This is a genomic window from Rhodococcus sp. IEGM 1305 (assembly GCF_030058635.1).
In the GTDB taxonomy this organism is placed as follows: Bacteria; Actinomycetota; Actinomycetes; order Mycobacteriales; family Mycobacteriaceae; genus Rhodococcus_F; species Rhodococcus_F opacus_D.
In genome coordinates, this window is the sequence record NZ_JASHKX010000009.1 from 146,192 (window position 1) to 164,343 (window position 18,152).

At 67.3% G+C, this 18,152-nt stretch carries 16 protein-coding genes; 11 read left to right on the forward strand and 5 right to left on the reverse strand.

What is annotated here, in order from left to right:
- The first annotated feature begins 87 nt into the window (after positions 1-87).
- Both QM693_RS16655 and QM693_RS16660 read left to right on the forward strand, forming a co-directional pair.
- Complete coding sequence (locus QM693_RS16655) at positions 88-4,044, forward strand: DNA-directed RNA polymerase subunit beta' (RefSeq protein ID WP_280779933.1); 3,957 nt, start codon at positions 88-90, stop codon at positions 4,042-4,044.
- A gap of 146 nt (positions 4,045-4,190) precedes the next feature.
- Entirely contained in the window at positions 4,191-5,423 is a 1,233-nt protein-coding gene (locus QM693_RS16660; RefSeq protein WP_349307502.1) for a M23 family metallopeptidase, read from the forward strand.
- Here the strand turns inward: QM693_RS16660 and QM693_RS16665 are convergent.
- Positions 5,420-5,980, reverse strand: coding sequence for a TetR/AcrR family transcriptional regulator (locus tag QM693_RS16665; protein WP_283352882.1), 561 nt, complete (start codon positions 5,978-5,980; stop codon positions 5,420-5,422). The two genes, QM693_RS16660 and QM693_RS16665, sit on opposite strands and share 4 nt — an antisense overlap.
- 117 nt (positions 5,981-6,097) lie before the next feature.
- On the opposite strand from QM693_RS16665, the gene QM693_RS16670 reads away from it, so the two are divergent.
- Positions 6,098-6,298, forward strand: coding sequence for a hypothetical protein (locus QM693_RS16670; RefSeq protein ID WP_005258232.1), 201 nt, complete (start codon positions 6,098-6,100; stop codon positions 6,296-6,298).
- Between the two features lie 5 nt (positions 6,299-6,303).
- On the opposite strand, the gene QM693_RS16675 is transcribed toward QM693_RS16670, so the two are convergent.
- Complete coding sequence (locus QM693_RS16675) at positions 6,304-6,816, reverse strand: SixA phosphatase family protein (RefSeq protein ID WP_280779936.1); 513 nt, start codon at positions 6,814-6,816, stop codon at positions 6,304-6,306.
- 9 nt (positions 6,817-6,825) lie between these two features.
- Positions 6,826-7,839 (reverse strand): aldo/keto reductase, encoded by a 1,014-nt coding sequence (locus QM693_RS16680; protein WP_283352883.1) that lies wholly within the window; start codon positions 7,837-7,839, stop codon positions 6,826-6,828.
- 134 nt (positions 7,840-7,973) lie between these two features.
- Here QM693_RS16680 and QM693_RS16685 point away from each other — a divergent pair, with 134 nt between their 5' ends.
- A complete protein-coding gene (locus QM693_RS16685) occupies positions 7,974-8,810 on the forward strand; it encodes a helix-turn-helix transcriptional regulator (RefSeq protein ID WP_283331066.1) in 837 nt (278 codons plus the stop codon).
- On the opposite strand, the gene QM693_RS16690 is transcribed toward QM693_RS16685, so the two are convergent.
- Positions 8,811-9,590, reverse strand: coding sequence for an acyl-[acyl-carrier-protein] thioesterase (locus QM693_RS16690; protein ID WP_283352884.1), 780 nt, complete (start codon positions 9,588-9,590; stop codon positions 8,811-8,813).
- Between the two features lie 153 nt (positions 9,591-9,743).
- On the opposite strand from QM693_RS16690, the gene QM693_RS16695 reads away from it, so the two are divergent.
- From QM693_RS16695 to QM693_RS16725, 7 genes are all read left to right on the forward strand, one after another.
- The gene (locus QM693_RS16695) at positions 9,744-11,405 is read left to right on the forward strand and encodes an FAD-dependent oxidoreductase (protein ID WP_283352885.1); all 1,662 of its coding nucleotides are present in this window, start codon (positions 9,744-9,746) and stop codon (positions 11,403-11,405) included.
- Between the two features lie 37 nt (positions 11,406-11,442).
- Positions 11,443-12,408 (forward strand): NADPH:quinone oxidoreductase family protein, encoded by a 966-nt coding sequence (locus QM693_RS16700; protein ID WP_283352886.1) that lies wholly within the window; start codon positions 11,443-11,445, stop codon positions 12,406-12,408.
- A gap of 107 nt (positions 12,409-12,515) precedes the next feature.
- Positions 12,516-12,986: a MarR family winged helix-turn-helix transcriptional regulator gene (locus tag QM693_RS16705; RefSeq protein WP_005574387.1), complete on the forward strand. Its 471-nt coding sequence runs from the start codon at positions 12,516-12,518 to the stop codon at positions 12,984-12,986.
- Entirely contained in the window at positions 12,983-14,512 is a 1,530-nt protein-coding gene (locus tag QM693_RS16710; protein WP_105418818.1) for a DHA2 family efflux MFS transporter permease subunit, read from the forward strand. The genes QM693_RS16705 and QM693_RS16710 overlap by 4 nt, the downstream gene beginning before the upstream one ends.
- Before the next feature lie 145 nt (positions 14,513-14,657).
- Positions 14,658-15,755, forward strand: coding sequence for an LLM class flavin-dependent oxidoreductase (locus QM693_RS16715; RefSeq protein WP_283352887.1), 1,098 nt, complete (start codon positions 14,658-14,660; stop codon positions 15,753-15,755).
- Positions 15,739-16,185 carry a MarR family winged helix-turn-helix transcriptional regulator gene (locus tag QM693_RS16720; RefSeq protein ID WP_283331070.1) on the forward strand — a complete coding sequence of 149 codons (447 nt, stop codon included), beginning with the start codon at positions 15,739-15,741 and terminating at the stop codon, positions 16,183-16,185. Before QM693_RS16715 ends, QM693_RS16720 begins: the two co-directional genes overlap by 17 nt.
- Before the next feature lie 19 nt (positions 16,186-16,204).
- The gene (locus tag QM693_RS16725; protein WP_283352888.1) at positions 16,205-17,182 is read left to right on the forward strand and encodes a pirin family protein; all 978 of its coding nucleotides are present in this window, start codon (positions 16,205-16,207) and stop codon (positions 17,180-17,182) included.
- Positions 17,183-17,194: 12 nt separating this feature from the next.
- On the opposite strand, the gene QM693_RS16730 is transcribed toward QM693_RS16725, so the two are convergent.
- Positions 17,195-18,139 carry a serine/threonine dehydratase gene (locus QM693_RS16730; protein ID WP_105418824.1) on the reverse strand — a complete coding sequence of 315 codons (945 nt, stop codon included), beginning with the start codon at positions 18,137-18,139 and terminating at the stop codon, positions 17,195-17,197.
- Between the last annotated feature and the right edge of the window lie 13 nt (positions 18,140-18,152).

The window sequence follows — 18,152 nt, forward strand, 5'->3', positions numbered from 1 at the left end:
TCCGGGGGCGTAGTTCACATTTGAATTGGCAGTCAGGTATCGGCGGGTGACCGTTGATCCACAATCCCTCTGGGGAAAGGAAGTTACGTGCTCGACGTCAACTTCTTCGATGAACTCCGCATTGGCCTCGCCAGTGCAGAGGACATCCGCAATTGGTCCTACGGCGAGGTCAAGAAGCCGGAGACCATCAACTACCGCACCCTCAAGCCCGAGAAGGACGGCCTCTTCTGCGAGAAGATCTTCGGCCCCACCCGGGACTGGGAGTGCTACTGCGGTAAGTACAAGCGTGTCCGCTTCAAGGGCATCATTTGTGAGCGCTGCGGCGTCGAGGTGACCCGCGCCAAGGTTCGGCGTGAGCGTATGGGCCACATCGAACTGGCCGCCCCGGTCACGCACATCTGGTACTTCAAGGGCGTGCCCAGCCGTCTCGGCTACCTGCTCGACCTGGCGCCGAAGGATCTCGAGAAGATCATCTACTTCGCCGCGTACGTCATCGTCGGTGTCGACGAGGAACTGCGTCACAACGAGCTGTCCACTCTCGAAGCCGAGATGCAGGTCGAGAAGAAGTCCGTCGCGGATCAGCGTGACGCCGACCTCGAGGCCCGCGCTCAGAAGCTCGAAGCCGACATCGCCGAGCTGGAGGCAGAGGGCGCCAAGTCCGACGTCCGCCGCAAGGTCAAGGACGGCGGCGAGCGCGAAATGCGTCAGCTCCGTGACCGCGCGCAGCGCGAGCTGGATCGTCTCGACGAGATCTGGACCACGTTCACCAAGCTCAGCGTCAAGCAGCTCATCGTCGACGAACTGCTGTACCGCGAGCTCGTCGACCGCTACGGCGAGTACTTCACGGGCGCCATGGGTGCCGAGTCGATCCAGAAGCTCATGGAGAGCTTCGACATCGACGCCGAGGCCGAGAACCTCCGCGAGACCATCCGCAGCGGCAAGGGGCAGAAGAAGCTCCGCGCACTGAAGCGTCTCAAGGTCGTCGCGGCCTTCCAGGTCAACCAGAACTCGCCCATGGGCATGGTTCTGAACGCCGTCCCGGTGATCCCGCCGGAGCTGCGCCCGATGGTTCAGCTCGACGGTGGCCGCTTCGCCACCTCCGACCTGAACGACCTGTACCGCCGCGTGATCAACCGCAACAACCGCCTCAAGCGACTGATCGACCTCGGTGCCCCCGAGATCATCGTCAACAACGAGAAGCGGATGCTGCAGGAGTCCGTGGACGCGCTGTTCGACAACGGCCGTCGTGGCCGTCCCGTCACGGGTCCCGGTAACCGTCCGCTGAAGTCCCTGAGCGACCTGCTCAAGGGCAAGCAGGGTCGTTTCCGTCAGAACCTGCTCGGTAAGCGCGTCGACTACTCGGGTCGTTCCGTCATCGTCGTCGGCCCGCAGCTCAAGCTGCACCAGTGCGGTCTGCCGAAGCTGATGGCTCTCGAGCTGTTCAAGCCGTTCGTGATGAAGCGTCTGGTCGACCTGAACCACGCGCAGAACATCAAGTCCGCCAAGCGCATGGTGGAACGTCAGCGCGCACAGGTGTGGGACGTCCTCGAAGAGGTCATCGCCGAGCACCCGGTGCTGCTGAACCGTGCACCGACGCTGCACCGCCTGGGCATCCAGGCCTTCGAGCCGCAGCTGGTCGAAGGTAAGGCCATTCAGCTCCACCCGCTGGTGTGTGAGGCCTTCAACGCCGACTTCGACGGTGACCAGATGGCCGTGCACCTTCCGCTGTCCGCGGAGGCGCAGGCCGAGGCTCGCATCCTGATGCTGTCGTCGAACAACATCCTGTCGCCCGCGTCGGGTCGTCCGCTCGCCATGCCCCGTCTGGACATGGTCACCGGTCTGTACCACCTGACCCGGTTGGACGAGGGTGCGATCGGCGAGCTCGAAGCGTCGACCAGCGAAGAGGCGGAGCAGGGCGTGTACTCCTCGCCTGCCGAGGCTCAGATGGCCGTCGATCGTGGCGCGCTCGTCGTGCAGGCGAAGATCAAGGTGCGGCTCACGCAGCAGCGCCCGCCCCGCGACATCGAGTCTGAGCTGTTCCCCGAAGGCTGGAACTACGGTGACGGCTGGACCGCGGAGACGACGCTGGGTCGCGTGCTCTTCAACGAGCTGCTGCCCGCGGACTACCCGTTCGTCAACGAGCAGATGCCGAAGAAGCGTCAGGCGACGATCATCAACGATCTCGCCGAGCGCTACCCCATGATCGTGGTCGCGCAGACCGTCGACAAGCTGAAGGACGCCGGTTTCTACTGGGCCACGCGTTCGGGTGTCACGGTCTCGATCTCCGACGTCCTCGTGCCGCCGGAGAAGGCTCAGATCATGGAGTCCTTCGAGGCTCAGGCCGACCAGATCGAGAAGAAGTACCAGCGTGGTGCTCTGAACAAGACCGAGCGCAACAGCGCCCTGGTCAAGATCTGGTCCGAGGCCACCGACGAGGTCGGTAAGGCCATGGAGGCCCACTTCCCCGACGACAACCCGATCCCGATGATCGTGAAGTCCGGCGCCGCCGGCAACATGACTCAGGTTCGTTCGCTCGCCGGTATGAAGGGTCTGGTGACCAACCCGAAGGGTGAGTTCATCCCGCGTCCGATCAAGTCTTCCTTCAAGGAAGGCCTGACCGTTCTCGAGTACTTCATCAACACGCACGGTGCCCGTAAGGGTCTGGCCGACACCGCGCTCCGCACCGCCGACTCGGGTTACCTGACCCGTCGTCTGGTGGACGTCTCGCAGGACGTCATCGTCCGCGAGGTCGACTGTGGAACCGAGCGCGGCATCGTCACCACGATCGCCGAGAAGCAGGCCGACGGCACGCTGATCCGCGACGCTCACGTGGAGACGAGCACGTACGCCCGCACCCTGGCCGCCGACGCGGTCGACGAGAACGGCAACGTCATCGTCGAGCGTGGACACGACCTGGGCGACCCGGCGATCGACGCGCTGCTCGAAGCAGGCATCACGCAGGTCAAGGTCCGCTCGGTGCTCACCTGCACCACCGGCACCGGCGTCTGTGCCACTTGCTACGGCCGCTCCATGGCCACCGGCAAGCTCGTCGACATCGGTGAGGCCGTCGGTATCGTCGCCGCACAGTCCATCGGTGAGCCCGGTACCCAGCTGACCATGCGTACGTTCCACCAGGGTGGTGTCGCCGGAGACGACATCACCGGTGGTCTGCCGCGTGTTCAGGAGCTGTTCGAGGCCCGCGTCCCCAAGGGCAAGGCCCCGATCGCCGACGTCAGTGGCCGCGTGCAACTCGAGGACGGCGACCGCTTCTACAAGATCACCATCGTCCCGGACGACGGTGGCGAAGAGGTTGTCTACGACAAGCTCTCGAAGCGTCAGCGTCTGCGTGTCTTCAAGCACGACGACGGCACCGAACGCCTTCTGGCCGACGGTGACCACGTCGAGGTCGGTCAGCAGCTCATGGAAGGTGCTGCCGATCCGCACGAGGTGCTGCGTGTCATGGGCCCCCGTCAGGTGCAGATCCACCTCGTCAACGAGGTCCAGGAGGTGTACCGGAGCCAGGGTGTGTCGATCCACGACAAGCACATCGAGGTCATCGTGCGCCAGATGCTGCGTCGCGTGACGATCATCGACTCGGGCGCCACGGAGTTCCTGCCCGGTTCGCTGACCGAGCGTGCGGACTTCGAAGCGGCCAACCGCCGGGTCGTCGCCGAGGGTGGCGAGCCGGCAGCCGGACGTCCGGTGCTGATGGGTATCACCAAGGCATCGCTGGCGACCGACTCGTGGCTGTCCGCGGCGTCGTTCCAGGAGACCACTCGCGTGCTGACCGATGCGGCGATCAACTGCCGCTCGGACAAGCTGATCGGTCTGAAGGAAAACGTGATCATCGGAAAGCTGATCCCCGCCGGTACCGGTATCAACCGTTACCGCAACATCCAGGTTCAGCCGACCGAAGAAGCTCGCGCTGCTGCGTACGCGGTTCCGTCCTACGACGACCAGTACTACAGCCCGGACGGCTTCGGCCAGAACACCGGTGCCGCGGTGCCGCTGGACGATTACGGCTTCAGCAACGATTACCGGTAGGCGCTCCGCGCCCGTGAGCGGTTGACGAGTCCCAGGACTCGCTGGGCACTCACCAAGGACGAAGGCCCCACCCCTCTCTCTTCGGGGGTGGGGCCTTCATCTGTTTCCATGCCTTGTCGCCGGGTGTTCGCCGTTGCTAGCGTCGGATGATGGCCCGGTCGAGGTTCGCCATCGCGCTCCTACTCGCCGTCGTCGTGGGGGCCGCGACCTCCTGCACGGCCTCGGACACCCAGCAGAGCGAGGCGACGTCGTCGGCGGCGCCTGCCGCGTCCGCCGGTCCCGCGGTGCTCACTCCGGTGGTCGCGGATGTGGTGGCCGCACCGATCCCGGTGACGGGCAGCGACGGTCGCGTGCACCTGGTCTACGAACTGCGGCTGACGAACACCGGTTCGCAGCCGGCGACGATCACGTCGCTGCAGGTGAAGGGCGACGGCCGCACGCTGGTGGATTTGAGCGGCGATGCGCTGACGCCCTGGTTCCAGGCACTCGGCGGTGGCCCGAAGACCGGCACCGTCCTCGTCCCCGGACAGCAGGGACTGGTGTGGATCGACGCGACACTGAACAGTCCCGACGACGTGCCCACCAGTCTCGGCCACGTCGTGAACGTCAACTTTCCGCAGGCGACGTCACTCGTGCCGTCGCAGCTCGCCGAGAACGTGGCGGACACCGAAGTCGACACCCGCGACGCCGTCCGGATCCGCGCTCCCCTCGACGGTCCGCGGTGGCTCGACGGCACCGGCTGCTGCACGGTCACGTCCCACCGCGCGGCCGTGCTGCCGATCAACGGGCGGATGCTCACGGCCGAGCGCTTCGCGATCGACTTCGTCCAACTCGACGAGCAGGGACGCATCTACGTCGGCGACAAGACTCAGCTGTCGAGCTACGAGTACTACGGCGCACCGGTCCGTGCGGTGTCGGACGGCAAGGTGATCGCCGTCGTGGGCGACCTGTCCGAACAGGTTCCGGGTGCCAGTCCGCAAGGACTGCCCCTCGACCAGTACGGCGGAAACCACGTCGTCCAGGACATCGGGAACGGGCGGTACGCGTTCTACGCGCACCTGCAGCCCGGCAGCGTGGACGACATCAGCGTCGGCCAGGACCTGCGGGCGGGCGACCAGCTCGGGTTGCTGGGCAACAGCGGTAACACCGACGCACCGCATCTGCACTTCCATCTGATGGACGGGCCGGACTACCTGGCGTCGAACGGCATTCCGTTCGAGTTCGAGAACTTCGACCTCGACGGGCGGGTGACGGGGGAGAGCCTCGAAGCTGCTGCGACCGCCGGCGCCCCGGTGGTCGACGAGGCGGGAACGCAGACCGGATCGCGCACCGACGAGATGCCGCTGTACCTCGACGTCGTGACGTTCCCGGGCAGTTAGCCAAGGAGCCCGCGCTCGACGAACCGGGTGAGTGCGGCGATGCCCGCATCGTCGTCGCCGTCCCACAGGCCGACGAAGGCGGTCGCCACCGCGGCGAGCAACCGGGCACTGACGTCGGGGCTCGCAGGGAGGTGTGCGCCGTCCGCGGAGAGTGTCGTGAGGAGTTCGGCCCACGGCTTCATCTGCTCGATCCCGAAGTCGTGCATCCGCTGCGCGAACTCGGGATCGACGAGGGCTGCGTCGCGGAGCGCGGCCATCACGGTGCGATGCCGCGACTGCAGTTGCCAGAACACGGCGAGATGCGGACCGAGGTTCCGCAGATCGTCGGGGGAGGTGGTGACGAGTGCATCCGCGTCGTCGCCGATGTCGTCCGCGAGCGCGAGGAGCAGCGCTTCCTTGCCATCGAAATGGTTGTAGAACGAACCCGCCGCCTTGCCGGCCTCGGTCGTGATGTCGGTGATGGTGGCGTTCAGGTAACCCTTGCGTTCGAAGACCACTCTGGCTGCGTCGAGTAAGTCCCGGCGCGTCTGGGCGGCCTTCTCCTGTCGGGTGGTCACTGCGGTTTCCCATCTCCCTCGCCGCTGGTCTGCCCTCGCTCGAGCGGGTTCTCGTCCCGTGAAGACTATCCTCGACCACACCTGTCCGATATGCGTGGTTCGCTGAACGGAGACGAGATGTCCGAGAAGAAGATCGATCGCGTCAAGACGGAGTCGGCACTCGAAGTGCTGCGGGAAAGCCCCACGATCGCACTCATCACCGTGGCACCGGCACTGGTCGTCTTCGGGGTGGTCTGGTGGCTGTTCGGATTCTGGTCGGCCCTCGTGCTGGTCCTGATTCTGGGTGTCGTCGCCGTCGTCGGCCGGAAGCTGTTCTGAGGCCCCTACCGCGGGACGTGGAACGCGGCGAGTGACGCCGCACTCGACGTGAGTTCGTCCCAGTCGCACGGCACCGTGAGGACCGCGAGCGCGGACGTCGGGAACTTCTCCCGCATCAGGTCGGCTTCCCCGGTGTCGGGGTTGCCCGCCAGATCCAGTGCCGTCGACGGCATGCCGGGAACATGTCCGACCACGAGCAGCGTGCGCACCGACGGCTCGACCCGCACGATCTCCATGAGCACCTCGGACGGGTACGCGCCGTACAACTCGTCGGCGAACCGGGCGGGAGCGCCGACCCGGGTCGCCTCCAGCGTTTCCCGGGTGCGGCGAGCAGTCGAACACAGCACGGCGTCGATCGGCGGCTGCGTGGACCGCAGCCACTCACCGGCCAGACCCGCCTGCTTCCGTCCGCGCGGCGCCAACGGCCGCTCGTGATCCGCGACCCCCTCCGGGTACGCCGACTTGCCGTGGCGCATCAGGATCAGGGTGCGATTCCGCGAGGAGCTGTGCGAGGCCATGGCTAGACGCTAGCGCCCCACACCGGCGCGTTCACTGTCGAGTTGGGCCATCTGCGCGGGCGCGTAGCGGTCCCCGGCGACTGCGGTGTCGGGAACCGCTGCGGCGATGGCGGCGAGGTCACCGGCGGCGAGGTGGACGTCGAGTGCGCCGAGCGTCTCCTGGAGCCGGGCGACGGTGCGCGCTCCGACGACGGGCACGATGTCGTCGCCCTGGGCGAGAACCCACGCGATCGCCAGCTGCGCGACGCTCACCCCGTGCTGCGCGGCCACGGCGGCGAGCGAGTCGACGAGGGTGAGGTTCTGCCGGAGGTTGTCGCCCTGGAACCGGGGGCTGTGTGCGCGGAAGTCGTCGGCCGCGAGGGTCTGATCGGTGCGCAGCGAGTCGCTGAGCAGACCCCGGGAAAGTACGCCGTAGGCCGTCACGCCGATCCCGAGTTCCCGGCAGAGCGGAAGGATCTCGGCCTCGATACCCCGCGAGATGAGCGAGTACTCGATCTGCAGGTCCACGATCGGGTGCACGGCCGCCGCGCGGCGCAGGGTCTCGGGGCCCACCTCGGACAGGCCGATGTGGCGCACGTAGCCGGCCTCGACGAGTTCGCCGATCGTTCCGACGGTGTCCTCGATCGGCACGTCGGGGTCGAGACGGGCGGGGCGGTAGATGTCGATGTAGTCGACGCCGAGACGCTGCAGCGAGTAGGCGAGGAAGTTCCGGATCGACTCGGGTCGCGTGTCCACTCCGGCCCACGTGCCGCCGGGGCCGCGCAGTCCGCCGAACTTGACGCTGAGGGTCACGTCCTCCCGTCGACGGCCGGCGAGGGCCTTGCCGATCAGGGACTCGTTGTGGCCCGATCCGTAGAAGTCCCCGGTGTCGACGAGATCGATCCCGGCGTCGAGCGCCGCGTGGATGGTGGCGATGGACTCCACGTCGTCCGTCCTGCCGTACATCCCGGACATGCCCATGGCGCCGAGGCCGAGCCGGCTGACGGTGGGACCGGTGGTTCCGAGTGCGGTGGTGCTGATCATGTTCTGCTCCGATTGTCGGTGTCTGTTCCGGACTGACACCAGCGTCGCCGTCGCCGGGAGCGGCAACCAGAGACCGTTCATCGGGGGACCGGCGATCCCTGGCAGCGTCCCGGTGGGTCCGGCACAGTTGATGCATGAACCGCTCCGAGTTGGCCGACTTCCTCCGCCGTCGCAGGGAACAGCTGGTTCCGGCCGACGTCGGACTGCCACCGGGTGTACGCCGGCGGACGCCGGGGCTCCGGCGCGACGAGGTGGCGATGCTCGCGGGAATGTCGACGGATTACTACACCCGACTCGAGCAGGCCCGCGGCCCGCATCCGTCGACGCAGGTCCTGGCGTCGATCGCGCGGGCGTTGCGGCTGACCGACGATCAGCGAGACCATCTCTACCTGTTGTCGGGTCAGGTGCCGCCGATGCGGGCCGCGGGCAACAAACACGTCGGACCGGGACTGCTGCACCTGCTCGACAAGCTCGACGACACCCCGGGCTGCGTCATCTCGGACCTCGGGGAGGTGCTGGTCCAGAACCGCATGCACGTGATCCTGTTCGGCGACGCGACCCGGTATTCGGGTCTCGACCGGTACGTGCCGTGGCGGTGGTTCGCGCACCCCGGCGAGCGCGGAATGTTCCCCGAGGACGATCACGAGCGGCTCGCCGGAAACCACGTCGCGGATCTGCGGGCGACGGCTGCCCGGCGGGCCGGTGACGCCGACGTGACGGAATTGGTGGACCGCCTCTACGAGAGCAGCGCCGAGTTCGCGGCGCTCTGGGACAGGCACGATGTAGCCGTCCGCCGCTCCGACACCAAGACCGTCCTCCACGCCGAGGTCGGACGCATCGACCTCGTCTGCGAGACGCTGCTGACCCCGAGCGCCTACCAGCATCTGCTCGTGTACATGCCGCAGCCGGGCTCCGACGCGCGGGCCCGGCTCGACCTGTTGCGGGTGATCGGCACCCAGCAGATGGTCTGATCAGGTGGTGAGTGGCCCGACCCGGGCCACGGCCCGCAGGGCGTCGTCGACCAGGAACCACACGGTCAGCGACGTCTCGTCCCGCCTCGAACGCAGGACGATCCGGTCCGTCGACACGATGGGCGAAAGGTATTCGAGCACGGCGCGATGGGGATTGTCGACGAGGCGACCGCCGCCCGGATGCTCGTGGTCGGCGAGCAGTTCTTCGACGGCCTGCCAGTAGACGGCGTTGTTGACGTGGTCGAACGGGTCGATGTCGGTGCGGCGTAGAACGAACTCGGTATCCACGATGCCGTCCTCCTCGGCGGCCGGCGCATTCTCGACGAGCCAGCGCTTCCATTTGAGCCGGTGTTCCTCCGCCGACTCGCCGAGGCGTTCGATGAACCCGTCGTCGATGCGGGTGGGCATTCCCGTTTCGCCGCTGATGTGGATCCAGAAACCTTCGGTCTCGATGAGGGCGCCCGCCTCACCCTCGATCTGGACCCGCATGTTCGTCCAGCGGGTAGAGAGCGCGGAGCACCAGCGCCGGAGGTGCACCCGCTCGGGCCATACCGCCGGTCGTACGACGTCGATGACGGTGCGCCGGACGATCCACAGCGGGTGACTGTCGGCGGCGTCGACCGCGTCGAGGTTGTCCAGTCCGGCGTCCTGCAGATACCGCGCGATCCCGTCGAGGCGCAGGCGCTTGACGGCATCGATGTCGCCGGTGCGGACCGGCCAGGACGTCTCGAAGAAGCGGCCGCGTGCGGGGACAGCGGCGAGGGGTCGGTCGAGTGCCAAGATGCGGTTCCTTCGCTCGTGGACGGAGCCCCGATTCTTCCATCCCGGCGCCGGTGCTTGTTTGCGGACGCGATTCTCAGTACAGTTCATATAACTGTTACTACGTGTAACACAAACGAGTTCGATGGTCCGGACAGGTGTGAGGAAACCGCAATGGCATATGTCATCACCCAGGCGTGCTGCAACGACGCGAGCTGCGTCTCCGCATGCCCCGTGAACTGCATCCATCCGACACCGGAGGAGCGGGAATTCGCGCAGACCGAGATGCTGCACATCGACCCGGAAACCTGCATCGACTGCGGGGCCTGCGTCGACGCGTGTCCGGTCGACGCGATCTTCCCGGAAGACAAGCTCATCGGCTCGCTCACGCGCTACAAGGACATCAACGCCGAGTACTACACGACCAACCCCATGCCGACCGGGTGGATCCCCCTCACACCCGCGACCCCGCCGCGCCGCGACCTCGGCAAGCTCCGGGTCGCCGTCGTCGGCGCCGGCCCGGCGGCCTGTTACGCCGCCGGTGAACTGCTCGAACGGTCCGACGTCGAGGTCGAGATGTTCGAGAAGCTCCCGACCCCGTGGGGACTCGTCCGCGCGGGTGTCGCACCCGACCATCCCGGCACCAAGGAGGTGACCCGGATGTTCGAGTGGAGCCTCGACCGGCCGAACTTCGAGTTCCACCTCAACGTCGAGGTCGGCAAACACGTCACCCACGACGAGCTGCTGGAGAATCACCACGCCGTCATCTACGCCGTCGGGGCGTCGAGCGACCGGCGTCTGGGGATCCCGGGTGAGGATCTTCCCGGCGTGCACGCCGCCACCGAGTTCGTGGCCTGGTACAACGGCCACCCGGACTACGCGGAGCGCACGTTCGACCTGTCCGCGAAGCGCGCGGTGATCGTCGGCAACGGCAACGTCGCGCTCGACGTGGCCCGCATCCTCACGATGAACGTCGAGGAGCTGGAACGGACGGACATCGCCGATCACGCTCTCGACGCGCTGCGGCGCAGCAACATCGAGGAGGTCGTTCTGCTCGGCCGCCGCGGGCCTGCGCAGGCCGCCTACAGCAACCCCGAGTTCCTGGCGCTCGGCGACCTCGAGAACGTGGACGTCGTCATCGACGACGCCGATCTCGACCTCGACTCGGCCAGTGAGGCACTGCTCGACGATCCGGCCACCGCGATGAAGGTCCGGCTCGCGCGGGAGTTCGCGCAGCGTGCCCCGCGGCCCGGACACAAGCGCATCGTGTTCCGCTACCTGACGTCGCCGCTCGAGGTCACCGGTTCCGGCAAGGCCGAGGCTCTGCGCTACGGACGCAACGAACTGGTGGTCGACGACTCCGGCGCGTTGTCCGCCCGGGCTCGCGGCGAGGAGGGTTCGCTGGACACCTCGCTCGTGCTGCGCTCCATCGGCTACCGCGGCAACCCCGTCGGTGGTGTCGCGTTCGACGAGAAGCGCGGCGTGATCCCCAACGAGCACGGCCGGGTCACCGACCGGGTGTACGTGACCGGATGGATCAAGCGCGGACCCAGCGGCGTCATCGGCACCAACAAGGCGTGCGCGAAGGAGACGGTGTCGTCGCTGCTCGCAGATTTCGAGGCCGGAAAACTCCTCGGCACGGTCGGCACCCGCAAGGACGTGAAGAAGCTGATCGAGCGGCGCCAGCCGGAGCAGATCGGGTTCCCGGGCTGGCGGGCGATCGACAAGGCGGAGACCGGCCGCGCGGCGGGGTCCGGCCGGCCCCGCGTGAAGATGACCGACAAGGTCGAGCTGGTGTCCGTCGCCCGCAAGCGGAAGCGGCTGTTCGCTCGTTGACGCCTCTCGCCGCCCCTGCGCGTCTAGTGTTTCGAGCATGCGCGCAGTGGTGGTGACGGAGCTGTCGGGGCCGGGCGGCATGACGCTGCAGGACGTACCCGAACCGGCGGCCGAGGGGCTCGTCCTGATCGACGTCAAGGCCAGCGGCGTGTGCTTCCCCGACCTGCTGATCAGCTACGGCAAGTATCAGCTCGGCCCCGAGTTGCCGTTCGTTCCCGGCGCCGAAGTTGCGGGTGTCGTGGTGTCGGCACCGGTCGACAGCGGATTCGAGCCCGGACAGCGGGTGCTCGCGGCGTCGCAGGTCGGCGGTTACGCCGAACGGGTCGCGGTGCCGCCGGCGCAGGTGCTGCCCAGTCCGTCGATTCTTGATTTCGACGAAGCGGCGTCGCTGATCGTCAACTACCAGACGATGGAATTCGCGCTGGAGCGCCGGGCCCGGCTGCGGGCAGGCGAAACCGTCGTCGTCCTCGGCGCGGCGGGTGGGGTGGGGACGTCCACCATCCAGCTGGCCAAGGCGCACGGCGCCCGCGTGATCGCGGTGGTGCGCCGGGACGGCGCCGACGACTTCCTGCGCGAACTGGGGGCTGACGAGGTCGTCCGCCTCGACGACGGCTGGGGCGCCCGGGTCCGTGAGCTGACCGGCGGCCGCGGCGCGCAGATCGTGGTCGACCCGGTTGGCGGCGACGCGTTCGACGAGGCCGTCCGGGTGCTGGCCCCGGAAGGCCGGCTGGTTGTGATCGGTTTCGCGGGCGGGACGATCCCCGAGGTGAAGGTGAACCGGGTGCTGTTCCGCAACATCAGCATCGTGGGTGCGGCGTGGGGTGAGTTCATCCGGACCGAACCGACTGCGCTGGAAGAGGTGCATGCCGCGTTGATCCGGCACGTCGAACGCGGACTGCGTCCCGTGGTCACCTCGCGGTATCCCCTCGAGCGGGCCGCGGACGCACTGCGTGACCTCGAGGCAGGCCTCGTGCTGGGTAAAGCGGTGCTCGTCCAGGACTGAATCCGCAGGTCCAGGCTGCCGCCGGGGGATGTGATACCTGACACCATTTATTCGGTTGCGCCATAGTTGCCCTTGGGCAATAGTTGCATGAGCGCTAGCATTCGAGGGTGCCCGACAAATCTCCTGATCTTCTCTTCGAACTACTCAACGATTTCTTCACCCAACTGTTGAGTGCGGGGGAGTCGGAGTCGATGGACAACCTCATCGAACTGGACCTCACGTTTTCGCAGGTGCGCATGCTCTTCGCGCTGGTTCAGCACGGTGAGCCACTTCCGATCAACGAGGTGGCCGAGCGGTTGCGGCTCTCGGTGGCCGCAGCGGGTCGGAACGTCGATCAACTCGTGAAACTGGGTCTGGTCGTTCGCCGGGAGGACGAACGCGACCGGCGGGTCAAGCGGGTCTCCCTGTCGGAGGCCGGACATAAGGTCGCTACCCAGCACATCGAATGCAAGCGTGATCAGTTGCGACGGTTCGCATGGCGGGTTCCGGAGATCGAGCGGACTCGGCTGATCGAGGCACTACAACCGATCCTCGCGGGGGAGTCCCTGCGAGAACTCAACCAGGAGATACTCGGATGACATCGCCGACCGCCGCGAACGCGGCGCCCGACAAGCTCGACGGCACGGTCCTCAAGATCGCGTCCGTGGTGGTGCTCGGTGCCATCATGTCGATCCTCGACGTCACCGTCGTCAGCGTCGCGTTGCCGACGTTCGCCACGGAGTTCGACACCACGTACGCCACCGTCGCGTGGACGATGACCGCGTACACGCTCGCCCTGGCCACCGTCATCCCCGTCACCGGGTGGGCGGCCGACCGATTCGGCACCAAGCGCCTCTACATGACGGCGCTCGTGCTGTTCGTGCTCGGCTCGGTGCTGTGTAGCTTCGCGTGGGACATCACGTCGCTCATCGGCTTCCGCGTCCTGCAGGGCCTCGGCGGCGGCATGTTGATGCCGCTCGGCATGACGATCATGACGAAGGCTGCCGGCCCCGACCGTGTCGGCCGGGTCATGGCGGTTCTCGGAATCCCCATGCTGCTCGGCCCCATCGGTGGTCCGATCCTCGGTGGCTGGCTGATCGAGGCGGCGAGCTGGCACTGGATCTTCCTGATCAACCTGCCCATCGGCATCATCGCCCTGGCCGCCGCGTTCATCATCCTGCCGTCCGACAACGCGTCGCCGTCCGAGTCCTTCGACTTCCTCGGCATGCTGCTGCTGTCGCCGGGTCTGGCTCTGTTCCTGTTCGGTGTGTCGTCCATCCCGGAGGTGGGGACCGTTGCTTCGGCTCGCGTGCTCGTGCCCGGTGCGGTCGGCCTGGCGCTGATCGTCGCGTTCGTGTTCCACGCGCTCCGCAAGGATCACCCGCTGATCGATCTGCACCTGTTCAAGAACCGGCAGCTGTCGGTCGCGGTCATCACGACGTCGCTGTTCATCGTCGCGTTCATGGGGGCCGGTCTGCTGTTCCCCAGCTACTTCATCCAGGTGGGCGGGCACACCACCCTCGCGGCCGGTCTGCTGATGGCTCCGCAGGGTATCGGCGCGATGCTGACCATGCCGGTGGCCGGACGTCTCGTCGACAAGATCGGGCCCGGCAAGATCGTGCTGACGGGTCTGCCGCTGATCCTGATCGGTCTGGGCGTCTTCACGCAGGTGGCGTCGGACTCGCCGACCTGGCTGCTGATGGGTGCGCTGTTCGTGATGGGCATGGGCATGGGCTGCACCATGATGCCGCTGATGACCGCAGCCATCGTCACGCTGTCCAACGAGCAGGTCGCGCGCGGTTCCACGCTGATGAACATCGTCCAGCAGACCGCCGGTTCGATCGGTACCGCCGTCATGTCGGTGGTCCTCACCAACCAGCTGCTCGATCGCGGTCTCGACAGCCAGACGGTCGCGATGCAGCACGTGCCCGAGGTTGCCGCGCAGGAGCCTCCCGGAATGGTGGATCAGGTCCTGAGCCAAGCCGCCGATGCGTTCGGCAACACGTTCCTGGTCGCCACCGTGCTGATCGCGTTGACGCTCATCCCGGCGTTCCTGCTGCCGCGGAAGAAGTCGGTCAACCCGAAGCTCGAGGCCGAAGGTGCCCCGACTGTCATGATGCACTGATCGGGCTCGTTCGATCCGATCGTCGCCGAGGGCGGCAAGCGCACTGCGCTTGCCGCCCTCGGCCGTTTCCGGAATAGAGCGAAGTGGTTGAATGTTGTAATAGGTTCATGCAAATGCATGGAGTTCTGGCGCGAGAGGAACAGCTATGCAGTTCGGAATCTTCACCGTCGGCGACGTGACCCCCGATCCCACCACCGGCCGCACCCCCACCGAGCACGAGCGCATCAAGGCGATGACGACCATCGCCACGCATGCCGAGGATGTCGGGCTCGACGTGTTCGCCACCGGCGAGCACCACAACCCGCCGTTCGTGCCGTCCTCCCCGACCACCATGCTCGGCTACCTCGCAGCGCAGACCGAGAAGATCATCCTGTCGACGTCCACGACGCTGATCACCACCAACGACCCGGTGAAGATCGCCGAGGACTACGCGATGCTGCAGCACCTCGCGGAGGGCCGGGTGGATCTCATGATGGGTCGCGGAAACACGGCCCCCGTCTACCCGTGGTTCGGTCAGGACATCCGCCAGGGGATTCCGCTGGCGCTCGAGCACTACCGGCTGCTGCGCCGGCTGTGGGACGAGGACGTCGTGGACTGGCAGGGCCAGTTCCGCACCCCGCTGCAGGGGTTCACGTCCACGCCGCGTCCGCTCGACGGCATCCCGCCCTTCGTGTGGCACGGCTCGATCCGCAGCCCGGAGATCGCCGAAATCGCGGCGTTCCACGGTGACGGCTTCTTCGCCAACAACATCTTCTGGCCGAAGGAGCATTACATCGCCCTGATCAACCTCTACCGCGAGCGGTACGAGCACTACGGTCACGGCCGCGCGGACCAGGCGATCGTCGGACTGGGCGGGCAGGTGTTCATGCGCAGGAACGCCAAGGACGCCGTCGACGAGTTCCGGCCCTACTTCGACAACGCCCCCGTCTACGGCCACGGGCCGAGCCTCGAGGACTTCACCGAGCAGACCCCGCTGACCGTCGGCACACCGGAGCAGGTGATCGAGAAGACCCTGGCGTTCGCCGACTTCTTCGGCGACTACCAGCGGCAGTTGTTCCTCGTCGACCATGCGGGACTACCCCTGAAGACGGTGCTCGAGCAGCTGGATCTGCTCGGCGGCGAGGTCGTGCCCGTGCTGCGCAGGGAATTCGCTGCCCGGCGACCTGCCGGCGTGCCGGACAACCCGCCGACGCACGCGTCGATGAAGGCCGATCGCGAGCCGGTCGATGCCGCCCGTCAGTAGGACCGAACGCGCGGCCGAGGCGTGGGAGGCACTCTTCCGCGCCCAGGTCGCGGTGATGCGCAACCTCGCCGCCGACGACGTGTGGGACGAGGTGAGCATGCGCGAATACGACGTGCTGTTCACCCTCGCCCGGGCACCCGGACACAGACTGCGCCTGCACGATCTCAATCGGGAGATCCTGCTCAGCCAACCGTCGCTGAGCCGGCTCGTCGAGCGACTGGCCCGGTCCGGATTCGTCACGCGGGAGTGCGATCCCGGCGACCGCCGGGGGACCGTCGTCGCTTTGACGGACGAGGGTGCTCGTGTGCAGAAGTCCGTCGGACGCAGGCACGCGGCGAGCATCCGGCGGCACGTCGGCCCGGCACTGTCCGACGACGAACTCGACACACTCACCGAACTCTGCGCGAAACTGCGCGGCGCACAGGACTGACGGAAGGCACGATGGAACAGTGAGCAATCTGGAGACGAATTCGGTGGAAGAGCGGTGCGAGTCGCACCCCGACGGCGGGGGCATCCAGGTGCTCGGCGCGCGCGAGGTTCCGCTCGGCGGTCCCCGCGCGATGCCGGTGCGGCGCACCCTCCCGCAGCGGGAGCGGTCGCTGATCGGAGCCTGGTGCTTCGCCGACCACTACGGTCCGGACGACGTCGGGAACACGGGCGGGATGAACGTTCCGCCGCACCCGCACACCGGACTGCAGACGGTGAGCTGGCTGTTCACCGGCGAGATCGAACACCGCGACAGCATCGGTTCGCACGCGATGGTGCGTCCCGGTGAGGTCAACCTGATGACCGCGGGTCGGGGGATCGCGCACTCCGAGGTCTCGACCCCGCAGACGCGCATCCTGCACGGCGCGCAGCTGTGGGTGGCGTTGCCGGCGTCGGCGCAGGACGCGGATCCGGCGTTCGAGACGTACGCACCCGACCCGGTCGAACTGGACGGCGCGACCGTGCGGGTGTTCCTCGGCAGCACGGCGGGCTCCACCTCGCCGGTCCGCACGTTCACGCCGCTGCTCGGCGCGGAGATCCTCCTGGAGCCGGGCGCCGACGTCACCCTCGACATCCAGCGCGGCTTCGAGGTCGGGGTGCTCGTCGACGAGGGTGAGGTGCAGCTGCGCGGGACCACGCTGCGGTGGGCGGAACTCGGCTATCAGCCGCCCGGGGAATCGCTGGTGGCGCTGCGCAACACGGGCGGGACCCGGGCCCGGCTGCTGCTGCTCGGTGGTGAGCCGCTGGGCGAACAGGTGATCATGTGGTGGAACTTCCTCGGCCGAAGCCACGAGGACATTGTCGGCTACCGCCGCGAGTGGCAGTCCGAGCTCCGGGGCTCGGCGCCCGCCGACCCCCGGTTCGGCACGGTCGAGGGTTACGACGGCGATCCGCTGCCCGCACCCGAACTGCCGAACAGCCGGCTGAAACCGCGTGGCTGAGACGTCGGCGAATCAGTAGCTGGTCATCGACGTGTTGGCGCCGCAGAGCACCACACAGAGCGGCTTGTCGTCGGCGGGGGCGAGCTGTCCGGTGACGATCGCAGCGAGAGCCGCGGCGGTGCCGTGCTCGACGACGATCCGGAACTCCTCCCACAGCAGTGTTCGCGCGTCGATGAGGGCGTCGTCGTCGACGATCAGGCTGGACACGGGCCGCGACCGGACGGTGTCCCAGGCGATGGAACCGATCTTGGTGGCGCCCAGGGAATCGCCGGCGATGCTGTCGATGTCGATGTCCACGGGCTGCCGGGCGGCGACCGCGGAGTGCAGCGTCGCCGCTCCGCTCGGTTCCACGCCGTAGATGCTGTCGTCCTCGCCGCTGCCTGCGACGACACCGGAGAGCAGTCCGCCGCCGCCGACGGCGATCACGTAGGACAGCGGCTCAGCGACGTCGTCCTGGATCTCGAGGGCGATGGTGCCTGCCCCGGCGACGATGTCGGGGAGATCGTAGGCGTGCAGGGCGAGGGCGTTCGAGGACGTCGCGAGTTCGTCCGCGTACTCGGCCGCCTCGGCGTATCGGGCACCGACCTTGCGCACGTCCGCGCCGAGCGCGATCAGCTTGTCGATCTTGACGTCGGGTGCCGTGACGGGGACGACCACCGTGCACTTCACGCCCCGCAGCCGTGACGCCCAGGCCGCGCCGATGGCGGCGTTCCCGCCGGACGCGATGACGACACCCGCATCGTCGAGCCGCCCGTCCTCCTCTGCGTGGAGCAGCGCGTTGAGGCTGCCCCGCACCTTGAACGAGCCACCGTACTGCAGGAACTCGAGTTTGAAGATCACCGGTACGGCGCCGCGCACGGTGGGGACGGTGGCACGGAACGTGGGTGTCCGGCGGATCAGGCCGGTGATGCGCTCACGCGCCCTGTCCACGGATGCGCGGTCGACGGATTCAGCCATGGTCCCATCGTTC

What these genes read in the sequence shown, in the direction of transcription:
- QM693_RS16660 (WP_349307502.1), top strand. Translation starts at nt 4,191, where the DNA reads ATGATGGCCCGGTCGAGGTTCGCCATCGCGCTCCTACTCGCCGTCGTC.
- QM693_RS16670 (WP_005258232.1), top strand. Translation starts at nt 6,098, where the DNA reads ATGTCCGAGAAGAAGATCGATCGCGTCAAGACGGAGTCGGCACTCGAA.
- QM693_RS16675 (WP_280779936.1), bottom strand. Translation starts at nt 6,816, where the DNA reads ATGGCCTCGCACAGCTCCTCGCGGAATCGCACCCTGATCCTGATGCGC.
- QM693_RS16680 (WP_283352883.1), bottom strand. Translation starts at nt 7,839, where the DNA reads ATGATCAGCACCACCGCACTCGGAACCACCGGTCCCACCGTCAGCCGG.
- QM693_RS16685 (WP_283331066.1), top strand. Translation starts at nt 7,974, where the DNA reads ATGAACCGCTCCGAGTTGGCCGACTTCCTCCGCCGTCGCAGGGAACAG.
- QM693_RS16695 (WP_283352885.1), top strand. Translation starts at nt 9,744, where the DNA reads ATGGCATATGTCATCACCCAGGCGTGCTGCAACGACGCGAGCTGCGTC.
- QM693_RS16700 (WP_283352886.1), top strand. Translation starts at nt 11,443, where the DNA reads ATGCGCGCAGTGGTGGTGACGGAGCTGTCGGGGCCGGGCGGCATGACG.
- QM693_RS16710 (WP_105418818.1), top strand. Translation starts at nt 12,983, where the DNA reads ATGACATCGCCGACCGCCGCGAACGCGGCGCCCGACAAGCTCGACGGC.
- QM693_RS16715 (WP_283352887.1), top strand. Translation starts at nt 14,658, where the DNA reads ATGCAGTTCGGAATCTTCACCGTCGGCGACGTGACCCCCGATCCCACC.
- QM693_RS16720 (WP_283331070.1), top strand. Translation starts at nt 15,739, where the DNA reads ATGCCGCCCGTCAGTAGGACCGAACGCGCGGCCGAGGCGTGGGAGGCA.
- QM693_RS16730 (WP_105418824.1), bottom strand. Translation starts at nt 18,139, where the DNA reads ATGGCTGAATCCGTCGACCGCGCATCCGTGGACAGGGCGCGTGAGCGC.